This is a genomic window from Syntrophotalea acetylenivorans, from assembly GCF_001887775.1.
Lineage (GTDB): Bacteria > Desulfobacterota > Desulfuromonadia > Desulfuromonadales > Syntrophotaleaceae > Syntrophotalea_A > Syntrophotalea_A acetylenivorans.
Genome location: NZ_CP015519.1, coordinates 636,279 through 654,777, shown reverse-complemented (window position 1 = coordinate 654,777; position 18,499 = coordinate 636,279). Strand labels below are relative to the sequence as shown.

The following is an 18,499-nucleotide window of genomic DNA, read 5'->3' as shown; positions in this document are numbered from 1 at the left end:
GAGAGGGCAGATGACCGTACAACAAATTTCTGTTTTTATAGAAAACCGAGCAGGGAAACTTGCTCAGGCCACTGCCGCCCTTGGCAAGGCCGAAGTGAATATTCGGGCTCTTTCTTTAGCTGAGACCTCCGATTTCGGCATTTTGCGGTTGATTGTCGACCGGACAGATGTGGCGAAAAAGGCACTCACGGAAGAGGGTTTCACCGTGGATAAAACGGATGTGGTGGCGGTCCAGGTGCCTGATCGTCCCATGGGGCTCGCGCATATCTTACACATCCTGGATGAAGCCAAAATTACCGTTGAATATCTCTATGCCTTTGTCGAGCGTTGTGGGGATCATGCGGTCATTATTTTTCGTTTCGATGACAGTGAGCAGGCAATTGCGGCCTTAACCTCGAATGACGTCGAGGTTCTGTCAGCCGAAGCTGTCTACAGTATGTAGTAATTTTAAGGCCTATGAAGTAAAACCAGGCCACTTGCAGGCCACTTGATTTTTTGTAAGAAGAGGCGTGTTTCAAGGGTCTTTTATTCTTGACATTTTATGGCGGATGGACAATAATCCGCACGCGTTGATTGACGGGGCGTAGCGCAGCCTGGTAGCGCACCTGCATGGGGTGCAGGGGGTCGGAGGTTCAAATCCTCTCGCCCCGACCAACGCCAAAAAAGCCGTGACGAAAGTCACGGCTTTTTTACGTTTAAAGCTACACAACTACACATATTACTTTACAGTTCAGTGCCTATAGGTGTTGTGGAATGGGGTCGGGGCATGACCATTAACTGCCCGTGGTAATTTCTACAATCCAGCCTACAAGTCAAACAGCAGACTATATCCCAGTGACAATACGAATAAGACAGCATTTTCTGGCCATGCCACTGCTTCAAGGACGCCAAAAACACTGGCTTTGATGGAAAAGGTGTTGCGTTTCTGTTGACGTTCATGGCATTCTCGTTTTGGTTTATAGAACCGTATTTTAATCCTCCACTTGGACCAAGTTCGGGGGTGACAAAAACAAACAAGGCCTGTTTTTGCCACAGTGAGGTTGCTTTAATCTTGGATCTTTTTTTGGAATGTAAAAAGGGGTGTTGTTATGGGGTGCAAATTGAAAATTACTTTCCTGATGCTTTTGATGGCCTTTCTGTCTTTCCCGGTCTGCGCTGATCAAAATGTGAAAGCTGAGGCTGCAGGTCCGGAGTTTTTGTTCGGGGGGACATTCGGCTTCGCGAGGTCTATTTTGACAATATTCCTTACACCAACGGCGGTGAGGCACGTGGTGGCCATAATCATTTCCAGCGTTATCGGACCCGCCTCTGGGGGAGTACCACCGCAGCGATGACTTTTTGGTGAAAGCCCGCCTCGTAAATGAATTCCGCACCTATCTGGATCCGGACAACGACTCCTGGGACTCGTTAGACGAAATTGTAATCGACAACCTGTTTTTTGACTGGAAAAAGAGCGACTGGACCCTGCGCTTCGGACGCCAGGACCTGATTTATGGAACAGGGAAACTGATCCTTGACGGAACCCCCAAGGATGGTTCTAGAACGATTTACTTTGATGCCGTGAAATTGACCTATTCCGGTTTTGCAGACACAACTGTCGACTTTCTTCTACTACACACCCAGGCGCAAGATCCCCTAGCCATGCACACCCAAGATCGCGACATTGTCGGCTTTACGGGCGGAAACGCCTTTGACGGCGCGGAAACGGGGGGCGGTGTTTATGTTAAAAACAAATCCATCGAAAAGCTTCCGTTTGAGGCGTACTATCTCATCAAGACCCATGAACAAGATGTCTCTTTTCTTAACAACAATGACCGCCATACCGTTGGCACCCGCTTGATGCCGACCCTCACCACTCATCTAAAGGGCAACCTGGAGGCAGCCTATCAGGTTGGCGATGACATCTCTGCGTTTATGATCGATGCCAAGGCAGTTTTGTTCATAGAAGCCCTTGCCGCGCAGAAGGCACGCCTCGGCCTCGGCTGGTATTATCTTTCAGGCGACGATCCCGATACGTCCAAGGATGAGGGATGGAATCCGCTCTGGGCTCGTTGGCCGCAATACAGCGAATTATACGTCTATGCATATGACACCGATGGCGCAGGCCGCTGGTCCAACTTGAATATGCCCTATATCGACTTTTCCATTTCACCCCTTAAAAAATTGAAGATTAACCTCCTGCTCGGATATATGTGGGCCCCTGAGGACAACGGTGCGGGCGGAGGCCATGACCGCGGTTTGCTTATTACCTGCAAAAACAACTTTACCCTCAAGGAAAAACTGTTTACCCAGAAAGATAAACTTTCAGGACATCTTTTGTTTGAATTCATGGAACCTGGAAATTATTATACGGACGATCAACAGGATCATACGGCCTCGTTCCTTCGTGCCGAACTGATTTATTCTTTCTGACAATCGTATTCAAGAGCTGCGGAGCCATTTTTCCATACGTATGGCACATGGCCTCCTTTGGTTGACAGTGGGTTATGTCCACCTTGTTCACCTTTGGTGTTGTTCAGGGAAGGTTCCGCAGTTTTTCTTAAAAGTCCTTGTCGTTGTTGTGCCGGCCGTCCCCGTCAATTCTCTCTAAAAAACTATTTCAATTGACGATGGCTTCGCATCAGATGAGGGAAGGGCGATAATCAAAACTGAACCCCAACTTATATCCAAAGGCTGGAGTTTCTCTATATAAATAAGCCAGTTGGGTGTTGCCGCCATATTATTGCAAGTTCCATTTCCCTACCACAAAAATGATAGTAGAAATATGGTAAATGCTATTGTTGATTCCCAGAAAAAGTATTCCCTCCTGAATCACCATGGAAGACGCATCTTCAAGACCTGATTCAAAATTGCGTCAATTCAACAGAGAGAATTGGGTGCGTGATGTACATGCATATATAATGTCGAGGATGTTCCGTGAAGAAGGGATAAACATTACCGCTCTTTTTTCGATAGTTGGTTGGAGTAGTTACCATCCGTAGGTCTCCCTAGAAAAGACCTGGCAGAAGGCAAGCTCTGCAATGGTCATCTTACGGAGAAGATACGAACGGTATTTAGAAGGAACTTTACGAAGGTATCGAGCAGCCAGCTTGGACCGCTCAATATTGGTCAGGGAGTCAACGTAGAATTGGAGCTTAGAAAGGCGTTCTCTGGCAAGCTGTGTCCGACGTTGGCCAGGGGTAGTCATGAGAGACCACCCAAACGACCATTAGACGTTGAGTCGGATAATATATATTATGTAAACTAACAAAATGATAAAGGGAAATATTTGTCTTTAACCAAGACTGGCTAACTCCAGGCGTCCTCCCCATCGTTTTTTTAACTCAAGACGCAAATCATCATATCGAGGGTTATCGAGGAATTTATGGCCTTCAACCAATTGAAAGGCCTCCTGCCGAGCCTCTTCTAAAACACGACCGTCTTTTAAAAGATTAGCGACTCGAAAGTCCGGCATCCCTGATTGCTTTGTACCTAACACCTCGCCGGGCCCCCTGATTTCAAGGTCCGCTTCAGCAATGCGGAAACCATCGTTGCTTTCTACCATCACGGCCAAGCGTTTCCGGCCTACTTCTGAACAGCGCTCAGAACGCATTAGTAAACAATGGCTCTCAGCCGCACCCCGACCGACGCGGCCTCTAAGTTGGTGCAATTGTGCAAGGCCGAATCTTTCAGCGTGTTCAATCATCATAACGGATGCGTTAGGCACGTCGATTCCGACCTCGATGACTGTGGTGGACACCAACAGTTGAATTTCGCCGGACTTAAACTCGCGCATAAGCTGTTCCTTTTCTTCTGGTCTAAGCCGACCATGTAACAACCCGAGCTTAAAGTCAGGGAAAATATCCTTCTGTAAACACTCAAAACCTTCGGTGGCGGCTAACAAGTCACTTTTTTCTGTTTCTTCGACCAGGGGGTAAACAATATACGCCTGTTCCCCCTTGGCGATCTTAGATTGAATGTGCTTGTAGGCTTTTTGCCGGAATTGATCCGTCAAACACAAGGTTTTAACGGGGGTGCGTCCGGGTGGCAACTCATCAATAATGCTCAGGGCCAGATCCCCGTATACCGTAAGAGCCAGGGAACGAGGTATGGGTGTTGCCGTCATCACCAGCAAGTCGGGGTGTTTTCCCTTTTTACGCAAGGCGGCCCTTTGCTTGACGCCAAAACGATGCTGTTCATCGATGATACCGAGACCCAGCTTATGAAATTCAACGCCCTGCTGTAAAACCGCGTGAGTACCGACCACCATATGGACTTCACCGACAGCGATTTGGTGCAAGATGGCCTTTTTATCCTTTACCGAAGTTGAGCCTGATAGATACACAACTCTAAGACCCAGCTTGTCGAGCCAGGGGTGAAACTGTAGGTAATGTTGCTCAGCTAAAATTTCCGTTGGAGCAACTAAAGCCACCTGAGTATTATTTTCAATGGCGATCAAGGCACTCATCAAAGCGACAATGGTTTTTCCGCTGCCGACATCCCCCTGCAATAAACGATTCATCGGCCGCTCGACCATCATGTCCCGTTTGATTTCATTAAGGACCCTTCGCTGGGCTTCGGTTAATCGGTAAGGCAACATCTTGGCCAAAGGTGCCGTATACTTGTGGGCCACAGTAAAAGCAAAACCCTTCTCAAGCTCAATGCCTTGACGACGAAGAGCTAAGCCGAGTTCCAAGAAGAAAAATTCGTCAAAGACCAACGAGCGGCGAGCCAAGTCGGTCCCTCCTTCCAACTCATCAAAAGATGTTTCAGAGCTGGGCCAATGGGCTTCTTGTAAGGCTTTCGCAAGGGGCAATAACCCCTGGCGTTGGCGAATTTCGTCGGGGAGTGGCGAAAAAGCTAAGGGTGCATAACGTTCCACGGCCTCACGCCATATTTTGCGGGCAGTTTTTTGGTGAAGGCCTTCTGTCAGGTGATATACGGGTAAATAACAGCCATAGGATAGTGGATCCGTGACCGTTAACTCGGAAGTTGACTGGTTTGGGGCAAGAAATTCCACGTCCGGATGGTGAACTTCCCGAACAGCACCAAAACGTTTGGGTTCACCGATGAACACCGCGTGACGACCAACGATAAAACGTTGCTGCATGAAGGGTTTACGGTAGTGAAACCATTTGAGAGATACTTGTCCGGTGCCATCACTGACTACCACTTCGTAGAGTTTTTTACGGCGTCTTGCGGTCTGAGACTCACCAACCGCGAGAATTTTCCCGGAAAAAACTTGTATGCCATGATCATGTAGTTGTGAAATTTTGCGTATTTGGCGGCGGTCTTCGTAGCGTAAAGGAAGGGAGTATAGGACGCTTTCGACGTCTGAAAGGCCTAATTTGCCAAGTTTTTCGGCGATGCGCGGGCCCACTCCCCTTAAGTTGCTTAGGGGAGTGGCAAGGGGATTAGAGTTTAGCGGTTCATTGCGAGAGGCGGACACCTGCCCTCCCCGTCAATTAATCGTTAAGGGCATTATTAAGATCTCGGAGCAGATCATCGAGATTTACACCGTGAGCTTTGGCGCCTTGCTCAATGCTTTCGAATTTGGCGGCGGCGCAGCCGACACAACCCATATTGTATTTAACAAAGACCTGCACCACCTCAGGTCCCATATCGAGGACGTCTTTAAAGGTCATATTCTTATTAACTTTGAGGTTCATGCGAGGTCCTTTCGCTGCCGAATAAACGACGACTATTCGTAACAGATTTCGGTAATTTCATAAATTTTGACGCCAGAAGGTACGGCAATGCGCACTTCCGTATCGAGGCTACGCCCAATTAAGGCTTTGCCAACCGGTGAGGTGACGGAAATTTTCCCCTTTTTGATGTCGGCTTCGTCTTCACCCACAATTTGATAGGTGACTTCGTTTTCGATATCAATGTCGAATAGAGTGACCTTAGCCCCAAAAAGCACTTTGTCTCCAGTCAAGGTGGCAGGGTCGATCACTTCCGCCCGAGCTATTTTATCGTTGAGCTCTTTGATACGGCCTTCAATAAAGCCTTGACGGTTTTTGGCTGCATCGTATTCAGCATTTTCAGAAAGGTCACCGTGATCGCGAGCCTCGGCGATTTCTTGCACGACTTTGGGGCGCTCGACACGAATCAGATTTTTCAACTCTTCCTGAAGAAGGCGATGACCTTCCTCGGTCATGGGGATTGAACGTGACATACTGGTATTGATTCCTTAAATAAAAAAATCATCGGGCGGGAAAACCCGCCCGAAGGTGAATGTTTTAATGATGTCTGAATGCTAGTTTTTCAACGTTGCACATAATACTCTTGAAGGGGGGTAACGTCAAGGGTTTCTCGCTGAAGGGCCAGAACTCCTGCCACAGCCGCTTCAATGCCGGCAACGGTGGTGAAATAGGCCAGGTTCTGCATCAGTGCAGAGCGGCGGATGGAATAGGAATCGGAGACCGAATCGGGGCCAAAGGTCGTATTGAAAACCATGGCTATTTCACGACTCTTGATAGCGTCAACACAATGGGGACGTCCCTCTTTAACCTTATTGATCGCAGTTACTTTTATGCCCTGCTCTTGCAGGTAGCTGGCGGTTCCTCCGGTAGCAAGCAGTTCGAAGCCGGCTCCTTCAAGCTGCCGCATGGCATCGACAACCAAGGGCTTGTCGGTATCTTTGATGCTTACAAATATTTTGCCAGAGGTTGGCAGTTTGACACCGGCACCGAGTTGGGCTTTGGCAAAGGCCTTGCCGAAATCAGCATCAATGCCCATGACTTCACCGGTCGATTTCATTTCAGGACCAAGGAGAGTGTCGACACCCGGGAACTTGACAAAGGGGAAAACCGCTTCTTTGACCGACATATATTCAGGCGTGAGTTCCCCCTCGACACCAAGTTCGGCAAGAGTGGCGCCAGCCATAATTCGCGCAGCAATTTTAGCACAAGGTCTGCCGGTCGCTTTGGAGACAAACGGTACCGTACGACTGGCTCGGGGATTCACCTCAAGCAGGTAGATGACGCCATCCTTAACGGCAAACTGAATATTCATCAGGCCGATAACATTAAGCTCAAGGGCAAGAGCCCGGGTCTGCCGACGAATCTCTTCAACCAATTCAGGATCAAGGGAAAATGGCGGCAGGACGCAGGCCGAGTCCCCCGAGTGGATGCCGGCCTCTTCAATATGCTGCATGATGCCGCCGATAACCACATCCGTTCCATCACAAAGGGCGTCGACATCAACCTCGATCGCTTGTTCAAGAAACTTGTCAACCAGGATAGGATGGTCCGGTGAAGCCTGTACTGCATGGAGCATATAGTTACGCAGTTGTTCAACCTGGTAAACAATTTCCATGGCCCGGCCACCGAGTACGTAGGACGGTCTTACTACGACCGGGTAACCGATACGGGCAGCGACCTGTTCCGCTTCTTCAAAAGAACGGGCCAGACCGTTTTCCGGTTGTTTGAGTTCGAGTTTATGAAGTAGTGCTTGGAAGCGTTCCCTGTCCTCGGCGCGGTCGATGGCGTCAGGGCTGGTACCAATGATCGGCACGCCAGCTTCTTCCAATGCCACGGCAAGTTTAAGGGGAGTTTGCCCGCCGAATTGAACGATAACCCCTTCGGGCTTTTCGATATCCACGATTTCCAGGACATCTTCCAGGGTTAATGGTTCAAAATACAGACGATCGGAGGTGTCGTAGTCAGTTGATACCGTTTCAGGGTTGCAGTTGACCATAATGGTCTCGTAACCGGCCTCGATCAAGGCCATAACACCGTGTACACAACAATAATCGAATTCAATTCCCTGGCCGATGCGGTTCGGACCACCACCAAGAATCATAATCTTCTTTTTGTTGGTGGGCAAACTCTCGCATTCGGTTTCGTAGGTCGAGTAGAGATAGGGTGTGTGGGCAACAAATTCGGCGCCACAAGTATCAACGCGTTTGTATACGGGGCGGACGTTCAGTCGGTACCGTAAGGCCCGCACCTCTCCTTCTGTGATTTGCCAGAGGGCAGCTAAACGTCGGTCCGAAAAGCCATATTCTTTGGCCTCCCGCAGCATATCGGCGAGGGATTGGTCATCAATGACGGAACTTGGCTTGCGCTCGAAGAGCACCTTTTCCATTGCCACGATCTGGGCAATATTATTTAAAAACCAGGGATCAATGGCCGTTTCCTTATACAGCTCGTCGCAACTTAGACCGGCACGCAGAGCATCGGCCAGATACCAGAGCATCTCACAATTGGGAGTTCGCAGCTTGCTGTAGAGTTGGTTTTTAACCTCTTCGGAGAGGGGCTGGCCATAGACAGCCGGTGTTTCATAGATGCGACTTTCGAATCCGTAGGAACCAATTTCCAGTGAGCGCAAGGCCTTTTGCAGGCTCTCCTTAAAGGTTCGGCCGATCGACATGACCTCCCCAACCGATTTCATCTGGGTGGTGAGAGTGCTGTCGGCCTGAGGAAATTTTTCAAAGGTGAACCGTGGTATTTTGGTTACCACATAGTCGATAGTCGGCTCAAAGGAGGCAAATGTTTCTTGCGTAATATCATTAGGGATCTCGTCGAGGGTATAACCCACCGATAGCTTGGCGGCGATTTTGGCGATGGGAAAGCCGGTAGCCTTGGATGCCAGAGCCGAGGAACGGGAGACTCGGGGATTCATTTCAATGACGACGAGTCGACCGTCTTTGGGATTGATGCCGAATTGAATATTGGAGCCACCGGTATCGACGCCGATTTCGCGAATGATCTTCAGGGATGCATCGCGCAGGATCTGATATTCCTTGTCGGTCAGGGTCTGCGCGGGAGCCACGGTGATCGAGTCGCCGGTATGGATGCCCATGGGATCTAGATTTTCAATAGAGCAGATAATCACCACGTTGTCGGCCATGTCGCGCATGACCTCAAGCTCGTATTCCTTCCAGCCGATGACTGATTCTTCAACGAGGATTTCGTCGGTCGGCGAGGCGTCAATCCCGGCCATGGCCATGACTTCGTATTCTTCCCGGTTATAGGCGATGCCGCCTCCGGTGCCGCCCAGGGTGAAAGAGGGGCGGATAATGGCCGGGAAACCGACATGCTCAACAACCTCCATGGCTTCGTGGTAATCGTGGGCCAGACCGGAACGGGGTACGGCCACGCCAATCTTTTCCATGGCGGCTTTAAAGAGGGTGCGGTCTTCAGCTTTTTCAATAGCCGGAAGTTTGGCACCAATGAGCTCAACACCGTACTTTTCCAGAACTCCCGACTTGGCTACCGCTACTGCGGTATTGAGAGCAGTCTGGCCACCCAGGGTGGGCAAAACGGCATCAGGGCGTTCTTTTGCGATGATTCGCTCAAGAGACTCAGGCGTGACCGGTTCGATATAAGTACGGTCGGCAAAATCCGGGTCGGTCATGATAGTGGCCGGATTGGAGTTGAGCAGAATCACCGAATAACCCTCTTCTTTGAGGGCCTTGCAGGCCTGGGTCCCAGAGTAGTCAAACTCGCAGGCCTGGCCGATAATAATGGGGCCGGCTCCGATGATGAGGATTTTTTCTATATCGGTACGCTTAGGCATTCTCAGTCCTTCTATAGTGTGAACCGTCTTATGAGACGGATGGTCGTTAACTGGGGGCTGGCGCCCGGTTATTCGCCGCGTTGTTTTGCCATCAAAGCGGTAAAACGTTCAAACAGGTAGCGAGCATCGTGAGGCCCGGGAGATGCTTCGGGGTGATACTGCACCGAAAAGGCGGGCAATCGTTTGTGCTCAAGCCCCTCAATGGTGTTGTCATTAAGGTTGATATGGGTCTGTACCGCCTCATCATCGATGCTTCCCGCTTCTACTGCGAAACCATGATTCTGTGAGGTGATCTCAACTTGACCGCTTTCATGGCGCATGACCGGCTGATTCCCGCCGCGATGCCCGAACTTGAGCTTGAAGGTTTTGCCGCCAAGGGCCAGCGCCAACAATTGATGACCGAGACAGATACCGAAGATCGGCTTCTTGCCAAGCAGCTGACGAATGTTGTCCTGGGCATAGGCAATGGGTTCCGGGTCTCCGGGGCCATTGCTAAGGAAAATTCCGTCCGGATCCATCGCCAGTACATCTTGTGCGGGAGTATCGGCGGGCACTACCGTCACTCGGCACCCGGCTTCAGTAAGGTGACGCAAGATATTGCGCTTGATACCGAAGTCATAAGCGACAACTTTAAATTGGCCATCCCCTTCGGCCTGACTATAACCGCTGCCGAGAGTCCAGATGCCTTCTTGCCACTTGTAAGGAGAGTCACAAGTAACTTTCTGTACCAGATCCTGGCCGACGAGTGACGGAGCCTTCCGGGCTTTGGCAATCAGACTCTCTGGATCGAGGTCAACGCTGGAAATAATGCCGTTTTGGGCACCCTTGTCCCGTATGTGCCGAACCAGCGCACGAGTATCGATGCCCTGAATTCCGACCACACCGTTTTCAACGAGGTAGTCGTTAAGGGTCATGTCCGAACGCCAATTGCTCGGGAAATCGCAATATTCCTTAACCACAAAACCAGACAGATGAGGTTTACCCGACTCAACATCCTCACGATTGATGCCGTAATTACCGATTTGCGGATAGGTCATGGTGACGATTTCACCACAATAGGAAGGATCCGTAAGAATCTCCTGGTAGCCGGTCATGCTGGTATTGAAGACAACCTCACCGGTTGTTTCACCGCAGGCACCGAAAGCCTTACCGTAGAAAACCCTGCCGTCAGCAAGGGCCAGAACTGCTTTCATAAATTGTTACTCCTCTGATACTGATGCATCGTTGTTCGATATATTAACAAAATGATTTAGATATAAATATTTGTTGTGGATATGAGACTTTAAACTTCATCACTATTGTAAACGATTTTCCCGCGGACCAAAGTGTTGGTGGCTTTGCCCTTCAAGCTCCAGCCGTCAAAGGGAGTGTTCTTGCTCTTGGACAACAGTTCTTCAGCCTCTAATTTCCAAGCGCATTCGGGGTCAATGACAGTGACATCGGCAATGCTCCCGACGGTGAGGGACCCTCGAGATAAGTTGAGCGCCTGGGCGGGACCACACGTCAGTCGCGCTATAGCCTCAGACAAAGACAGGACCCCTTCTTCGACCAACCTCAGGGTTAAGGGCAATGCCGTTTCAAGTCCGACAATGCCGTTCATCGCAATGTTGAACTCCACGTTTTTCTCGTCGCGGTGATGCGGAGCGTGATCGGTGGCGATAACGCCGATTGTTCCGTCGGCAAGCCCTTGCCTTATTGCGGCAACATCATCAGCGCTACGCAACGGAGGGTTCATTTTGGCGTTGGTGTCATAGCCCCGCACCGCTTCTTCAGTCAGGGTGAAGTGATGAGGTGTTACCTCAGCGGTAACGGCCACACCACGTTTTTGTGCTGCCCGGATAATTTCGACGGCGCCGCGGGTAGAGACATGAGCAACATGAAGGCGAGCTCCGGTAAATTCAGCGAGCATCACATCCCGTGCGACCATGGCATCTTCGGCGACCCAGGGTATCCCCTTCAGGCCGAGTTCGGTAGCGACAAAACCGTCGTTCATGACACCGCCGCCGACAATCGCCAGGTCTTCAGCATGGCTGATGACCGGCAGGTCGAAGGACCGCGCATATTCCATGGCCCGGCGCATAATTTCACCGTCATCTACCGGACGACCATCATCGGTAACTGCGACACACCCAGCTTCCCGTAATTGTCCCATTTCTGATAAGGATTCGCCTTTAAGGCCTTTAGTGATGGCGCCTACAGGAAAAACCGTTGCCAGCCCAACCTCGGCGGCTTTCTGACAGATATAGCTCGTAACGGTTTTGTTGTCGTTAACGGGATCAGTATTCGGCATACAGGCTACAGAAGTGAATCCACCTGCCACCGCCGCTCGAGTGCCGGACTGAATGTCTTCTTTGTATTCATATCCGGGTTCCCGAAGATGAACATGGACATCGATCAGCCCCGGAACAACCAGGCGATTTGTCGCGTCGAGCACCTGAGCATTATCGGAGTCCAGGTTCGTACCAACAGCCGCTACACAACCGTTTTCGATGAGCACATCCAGCTGATCGTCTATGCTGTTGGCCGGGTCAATCAGGCGACCGCCCTTTATAAGAATTTTCATGGTCTACCCCAGTTGGTGATGAGTTGGAAATATATCAGGCGCTCTGTTCGGCTAATTGTTCACCGCCGGAGACAAGATAAAGCAGGGCCATGCGAACCGCCACACCATTTTCAACCTGGTCAAGGATGACATTTTGCGCGCCGTCGGCAACGGCCGAGGATATCTCAACACCGCGATTCATCGGCCCTGGATGCATAACAAGAGCATCGGCTTTAGCCAGTTTCAGGTTTTCCGGATTGAGACCATAGAAGCGGCTGTACTCTCGATTCGAAGGTAACAGGGCCTTGCCCTGCCTTTCTTGCTGGATACGCAGCATCATAACCACATCGGCCCCGTCCAATGCCGTATTCATGTCCGTAGTGACTTCGGCACCCATGCGCTCAATCTCGGTTGGCAGCAAGGTTCCGGGACCGGCCAGCCGAACTGTGGCCCCCATTTTCTTTAAAGCATAGATATTCGATCGGGCCACGCGACTATGGGCGATATCGCCGACGATCGCTACAACCAAACCCTCGATGGTGCCCTTCTTTTCACGTATGGTCATCAGATCGAGCAGTGCCTGGCTCGGGTGTTCATGGGCTCCATCACCAGCATTGACGACAGAAAAGCCACAGCGCTCAGCCAGGTAATGGGGGGCTCCCGAATGCCCATGGCGCATAACGATGATATCAGGATGCATGGCCTCAAGGTTTTTAGCCGTATCCTCAAGGGTCTCACCCTTAACCACCGCAGAGGTCGAAGCACTGATGTTCATGGTATCAGCGGACAACCGTTTGCCGGCAATCTCAAAGGATGCTCTGGTGCGAGTGCTGGCTTCAAAGAATATATTGATAATCGTTTTGCCGCGCAGAGTCGGTACCTTTTTAATTTCGCGGGTGCTGACTTCCTTAAAACTTTCAGCGGTATCGAGAATTAACGTAATGTCATCGGCTGAAAGCTGTTCAATCCCGAGAATATGTTTGTGTCCAAAGGACATGGGGACCTCCTGTTGCGGGCCTTTTATCGCCCTATATAACTGATTCGCTTCACTGATTTAAAAACAAGACATCGATATTTCATAATCCTGGGCAATCAACATCGAACCATCTCACGGTTTGGCTACCCTCACTTCGGTCGGATTGTTTTCATCGTTGAATTGAACAACGATTTTTTCCGATACCGAGGTCGGTACATTGCGACCTATATAATCGGGGCGAATCGGGAGTTCCCGGTGCCCGCGATCGACAAGAATAGCCAACTGTATGGACCGGGGCCGGCCAATATCCATTAAAGCATCCATGGCGGCCCGAATGGTACGTCCGGTAAAAAGTACATCGTCGACTAACACGATGCGCTTATTTTCCAGGGGAAAAAGCAGGTCAGTTTTTTCAACGGGAAGCGAACCACGGGACGCGAGATCATCGCGGTACATGGTGATGTCTAGAGAACCTAGAGGTATCTCTACCCCTTCAATATCCTGGATTCGCTGCTGCAAGCACCGAGCTAGATGGTCGCCGCCTCGAACTACCCCCACGAGGGCTACATCATCTGTCCCCTTATTGCGTTCCAGTATTTCATGAGCAATGCGGGTTAGAGCCCGGTTTATCGCCGGCTGGTCCAATATGATGGTTTCCCGAACGGCCATGTGCCGATACTCCTATTCGTTAGAGATTGGACACAAAAAAAGTACCCCTTCGCCGGATAGCGAAAAGGTACTCGAATATACTGACTTTTGTATGTTGTACCAATGCCTTGCCACCTTTGCTAACCTCTCGGATCAACTTAAAAGGTATTTTGTTCAGCCAAATTTATCCGAATTTATCAGATTCTTTCCAAGGGGTCAACGGCAAAACCAGAGATTTCTTCAGGGCGCCGGTAGTCTGACGGGCTATACGGGCCAAACAAACGGATTTAAAGCTGCCTTATGGATATTTAAACTGCCTCCTAATTGATAAGACGGCCGATACGATTCCACCTTGGCAGATTTTTCTCCCTGTTCCAGGACCAATATTTGATAAAGGCCAATCCCTTAATCTTTCCTTCGGGAACAAACCCCCAAAAACGACTGTCGAATGACCGGTCTCGGTTATCACCCATCACAAAATAGTGACCATCGGGGACTTCAACCGGCCCCATGAAATCTCTTGGTTGCATATTGCCCGGGATAATATCCAGTTCTTTATGAATCTCTTGCGGCAACTTGTAGGGTTCACCATTGACCAGAACCTGCTTATTACGCACCTCGATTCGATCTCCGGGCATACCGACTACCCGTTTGATAAAGTCCCGCCTCTGAAAGTAGGACTTTTCAGCATCCATCGGAAATTCAAAAACGATAATATCTCCACGCGCGGGATCTCGCAATGCAAGAAAACGGTCTTCCATGAAGGGCAATTGAGTGCCGTAGATAAATTTATTGACCAGGAGATGGTCACCGATTAACAGCGTATCTTCCATGGATCCGGAAGGTATTTTGAAAGCCTGAAACAAAAAGGTGCGAATGATCAAGGCAAGAATCAGTGCGAAAAGCAGAGCTTCACCATATTCGCGGTACCAGGGTTTCTTACCATTACCGTCCTGTGACATAAGAGACATGCTTATTTCTCTTTCACTTTAAGAATAGCCAAAAAGGCCTCTTGGGGAAGTTCAACACTGCCAACCTGCTTCATGCGCTTTTTACCCTCTTTCTGTTTTTCGAGCAGTTTGCGCTTACGGGTGATGTCGCCGCCATAACATTTGGCGGTAACGTCTTTACGCAGGGCTTTGACGTTGACTCTGGCGACGACCTTGTTGCCGATAGCGGCCTGAATAGCTACCTCAAATTGTTGACGAGGAATAAACTCTTTCATTTTGGCTACGAGTTCACGGCCTCTGAATTGAACCTTATCTCGATGCACGATGAGAGACAGCGCATCGACGACTTCACCGTTGACCAGAATGTTGAGCCGGACAAGATCGCTCGGGCGATAGTCGATAAATTCGTAATCGAGAGAGGCGTACCCACGACTGATCGATTTGAGGCGATCAAAGAAATCGAGAACGATTTCATTCAACGGCAGCTCATAGACAACCATTACACGATTAGCGGTGAGATACTTGATTTCCCGCTGAATACCGCGCTTTTCTGTACAAAGCGCCAATACCGCACCGACAAATTCGTTAGGAACATGAACCGAGGCAAGGATAAACGGCTCGCGGATCTCTTGAATAAACTGGACTTCAGGCAATTTGTTGGCACTGTCGACGATCAGTTCCTCACCTTTGACCGTCGTCACCTGGTAACTTACGGTCGGCGCCGTGGTGATCAGGTCAACATTGAACTCGCGCTCAAGCCGTTCCTGAATGATTTCCATGTGCAGCAGGCCAAGAAAGCCGCAACGGAAGCCGAAGCCGAGGGCCATGGAGTTTTCCGGTTCAAAGGTAAAGGACGAATCGTTCAATCGCAACTTTTCCATCGCGTCACGAAGGGAATCATAATCGCCGCTGTCGATGGGATAGAGGCCTGAAAAGACCATCGGTTTAACTTCTTTGAAGCCCGGCAGCGCCTTTTCAGCGGGACGATTCAAGTGAGTAATCGTATCACCAACTTTGGCATCATGAAGAACCTTGATACCGGCAATAAGAAAACCGACCTCCCCTGCTGCCAGTTCGGGTAACTCGACCGGATGGGGAGAAAAAGCACCGATCTTCAAGATTTCATGACTTTTATTATTAGCCATGAACTTGATTTTATCTCCCTTACGCAAGGTGCCGTCCACTACCCGCACCAGCACAATGACACCCTGGTACGAATCATACCAGGAATCGAAGATCAGGGCCTTGAGTGGTGCATTCGGATTGCCTTCAGGTGGCGGCACTTTGGCAACAATCGATTCGAGGATGTCGTGGATGCCGATGCCTTCCTTGGCACTGGCTTCAACTGCGTCGGAGGTGTCTAAACCAATGATCTCTTCGATCTCTTCCTTGATGCGCTCCGGTTCAGAGCCGGGAAGATCTATTTTGTTTAACACGGGAAAGACTTCGAGGTTCTGGTCAATAGCCAAATAAACATTGGCCAGAGTCTGGGCCTCGACCCCCTGGGAGGCGTCCACAACCAACAGCCCCCCCTCGCAGGCGGATAAAGAACGACTAACTTCATAACTGAAGTCGACATGGCCGGGAGTATCGATAAGATTGAGGATATAATCCTGACCATCATCAGCCCGATACTTAAGTCGTACCGCCTGGGCCTTGATGGTGATGCCCCGCTCCCTTTCCAGGTCGAGCTTGTCAAGAAACTGGTTGGTCTTTTCCCTGTCGGAGAGGGCTCCAGTTTCTTCAAGCAGGCGGTCGGCCAGGGTTGATTTGCCGTGGTCGATATGGGCGATAATGGAGAAATTACGAATTCGGCTTTGATCCATAGTGGCTTAGTATTCCTAGCAAAAGTGTGTTACACAAAGACCTCTCAATCTACAAAAGGTGCTGTCATTTGTAAAGTAAAAAGCCCTGCTGCCGACTGCAGGCAGAAAACCATTCTTTAAGAATTTTTTACTTTGCCTTGCCTCAAGTCACGGCTAGGATATGCGCATTGCTGCGAACAGAAGAAGGAGTGCTGCCGGTGAAAACTATCGACGGATTTATTGAAGCAAGCTGCAAGAAGTTTTCGGATAAAGTTGCTATTCGACACAAAGAATGTGGTCATTGGCAAGAGACCAGTTATCGACAATTATGGATCACCGTTTGTCAGATCGCTGCAGGGCTGCAGGCCAGGGGCGTCGTTCCTGGCGACCGAATTGCTTTGTTAGGCAGCAATTCGCCTTATTGGATAAGCAGCTATCTTGGCATTCTTCGCTGCGGGGGTATTGTGGTTCCCGTTGACAAAGACCTCAAAAGTGCAGAAATGCGCCACGTTCTTGATGATTGCGGCGCCCGATTGCTGATCTGTGAACCTTCCGCTCTCGAAATTATTGCCGATATTGCTGGTGACCTGTCGGAGTTGAAGGGAGTTGTGTTGTTCGACATGGATACAGTGAAGCACAAGCAGCCTCCCCTGCAGGAAAAATTGAAGGCCTTAGTCGCCGCATGGCGTCATTTAGCGAAACAGTTTTCTATACCGGATAAGGATCTGCAGCCGCTGGAATATTTAAGCCGCGAGATTCAAGACATGGCAGGTATCGATATAGGCGAACGGTGGATTGGCCGCGCCGGCGCGACGCCTGATGCGATTTTACCTAAAGGATGCGACCTAAGCCTGTTCAGCGATTTACTGAAAGACGAATTGCCCGCAGCGGTTCGTCGAGACGCCGATGATACAGCTGTCATTCTTTACACTTCGGGGACAACAGGCCGTTCGAAAGGAGCCATGCTCAGTCATCGCAATATCGTGTCGAATATCGAGAATGCTATCCCTCAGATGGGGGCAGATCATACGATGCACACCCTGTCATTTTTGCCTATCAACCATGTCTTCGAACAGGTCGCAGGCACTTTAGCCCCGTTGTCTCTGGGCGGGACCGTTTCTATTGCAGAGTCCATAAAAAAAATAGCCCAGAACCTGGTGGAGGTACAGCCGACCTACTTCATGGGAGTTCCGGCCGTCTACCGCCTGCTTTTCAATCGCATTATGAAGAATATTTCTGAGAAACCCCTGGCGCGCACCCTCTTCGGTATGTCATTGACCCGCCCGTTGATCGCCGCCAAGGTGCGAAAGAAACTCGGCTGCTCGCCGACCTTCATCAGCGGCGGTGCTGCACTTGATCCTGAAATTGCTCTTGGCATGGAAAAGCTTGGCTTTACTCTTCACCAGGGATATGGGATCACTGAGACATCGCCCATTATTTCGGTAGAATGTCCTGGCGCAAAAAAACTAGGAAGTGTCGGCCGATCCATCCCCGGGGTCGAGGTGCGAATTAATGCACCGAATAAAGAGGGGGTCGGTGAAATTTTGGTGCGGGGAGACAATGTAATGCAGGGCTATTATCGCAGACCTCAAGCGACGGCCGAAGCGATAAAGGATGGCTGGTATCATACCGGTGACCTGGGTCGTCTTGATGAGGAAGGGCTTCTTTATATTTGCGGTCGTTTGAAAAATCTGATTGTCACTCCCAACGGCAAGAATGTTTATCCCGAAGAGGTCGAGAACGAACTACTGAAAAGCCCACTGATCGCTGAAGTCATGGTGTATGGGCATCGAATCGATGCAACCGCGGAAGAGGTCCATGCGCAGATCTATCCGGACCAGGATGCGCTCGATGCTTATGCCGCCAGAGAAGGTATTAGACCTCTCAATCAAGACGCAGTCGAATCCTTGCTTCGTCAGGAGGTATTACAGGCGGGGCAGCGACTGGCAGATTACAAACGCATTAAACGTTTTACTTTGCGGGACGACGAATTTCCTAAAACAACGACGCGTAAAATCAAACGATTTGCGGTGGAAGCCGACATCAAGACCTCGATCTAAGGACAAGGCCTTGC

The 18,499-nt window shown here is 50.1% G+C and carries 13 protein-coding genes and 1 tRNA gene; 4 read left to right on the top strand and 10 right to left on the bottom strand.

All coding sequences use genetic code 11. The features are described 5' to 3' along the window. Positions 1-10: 10 nt before the first annotated feature. From A7E78_RS03065 to A7E78_RS03050, 3 genes are all read left to right on the top strand, one after another. A complete protein-coding gene (locus A7E78_RS03065; protein WP_072282862.1) occupies positions 11-442 on the top strand; it encodes an amino acid-binding protein in 432 nt (143 codons plus the stop codon). A 135-nt stretch (positions 443-577) separates the two neighbouring features. Continuing rightward, positions 578-654, top strand: a tRNA-Pro gene (locus tag A7E78_RS03060). A 687-nt stretch (positions 655-1,341) separates the two neighbouring features. After that, complete coding sequence (locus A7E78_RS03050; RefSeq protein ID WP_072282860.1) at positions 1,342-2,412, top strand: alginate export family protein; 1,071 nt, start codon at positions 1,342-1,344, stop codon at positions 2,410-2,412. An 862-nt stretch (positions 2,413-3,274) separates the two neighbouring features. Here A7E78_RS03050 and recG read toward each other — a convergent pair. From recG to lepA, 10 genes are all read right to left on the bottom strand, one after another. Next, positions 3,275-5,428, bottom strand: a complete 2,154-nt coding sequence (gene recG / locus A7E78_RS03045) for an ATP-dependent DNA helicase RecG (RefSeq protein ID WP_072282859.1) — start codon at positions 5,426-5,428, stop codon at positions 3,275-3,277. A 16-nt stretch (positions 5,429-5,444) separates the two neighbouring features. Beyond that, a complete protein-coding gene (locus tag A7E78_RS03040) occupies positions 5,445-5,648 on the bottom strand; it encodes a DUF1858 domain-containing protein (RefSeq protein WP_072282858.1) in 204 nt (67 codons plus the stop codon). A gap of 32 nt (positions 5,649-5,680) precedes the next feature. Beyond that, positions 5,681-6,157, bottom strand: coding sequence for a transcription elongation factor GreA (gene greA, locus A7E78_RS03035; RefSeq protein WP_072282857.1), 477 nt, complete (start codon positions 6,155-6,157; stop codon positions 5,681-5,683). Between the two features lie 89 nt (positions 6,158-6,246). After that, the gene (gene carB / locus A7E78_RS03030) at positions 6,247-9,504 is read right to left on the bottom strand and encodes a carbamoyl-phosphate synthase large subunit (RefSeq protein ID WP_072282856.1); all 3,258 of its coding nucleotides are present in this window, start codon (positions 9,502-9,504) and stop codon (positions 6,247-6,249) included. A gap of 68 nt (positions 9,505-9,572) precedes the next feature. After that, positions 9,573-10,697, bottom strand: coding sequence for a glutamine-hydrolyzing carbamoyl-phosphate synthase small subunit (carA, locus tag A7E78_RS03025; protein WP_072282855.1), 1,125 nt, complete (start codon positions 10,695-10,697; stop codon positions 9,573-9,575). Between the two features lie 89 nt (positions 10,698-10,786). Then, a complete protein-coding gene (locus A7E78_RS03020) occupies positions 10,787-12,067 on the bottom strand; it encodes a dihydroorotase (RefSeq protein WP_072282854.1) in 1,281 nt (426 codons plus the stop codon). Between the two features lie 34 nt (positions 12,068-12,101). Further along, on the bottom strand, positions 12,102-13,043 hold the full coding sequence (locus A7E78_RS03015; protein ID WP_072282853.1) for an aspartate carbamoyltransferase catalytic subunit: 942 nt from the start codon (positions 13,041-13,043) through the stop codon (positions 12,102-12,104). Positions 13,044-13,154: 111 nt separating this feature from the next. Next, positions 13,155-13,691: a bifunctional pyr operon transcriptional regulator/uracil phosphoribosyltransferase PyrR gene (gene pyrR / locus A7E78_RS03010; protein ID WP_072282852.1), complete on the bottom strand. Its 537-nt coding sequence runs from the start codon at positions 13,689-13,691 to the stop codon at positions 13,155-13,157. A 299-nt stretch (positions 13,692-13,990) separates the two neighbouring features. Then, complete coding sequence (gene lepB / locus A7E78_RS03005; RefSeq protein WP_072282851.1) at positions 13,991-14,641, bottom strand: signal peptidase I; 651 nt, start codon at positions 14,639-14,641, stop codon at positions 13,991-13,993. A 2-nt stretch (positions 14,642-14,643) separates the two neighbouring features. Beyond that, positions 14,644-16,446, bottom strand: a complete 1,803-nt coding sequence (lepA, locus tag A7E78_RS03000) for a translation elongation factor 4 (protein ID WP_072282850.1) — start codon at positions 16,444-16,446, stop codon at positions 14,644-14,646. 167 nt (positions 16,447-16,613) lie between these two features. On the opposite strand from lepA, the gene A7E78_RS02995 reads away from it, so the two are divergent. Continuing rightward, complete coding sequence (locus A7E78_RS02995; RefSeq protein WP_235606790.1) at positions 16,614-18,485, top strand: AMP-dependent synthetase/ligase; 1,872 nt, start codon at positions 16,614-16,616, stop codon at positions 18,483-18,485. Positions 18,486-18,499 lie beyond the last annotated feature (14 nt).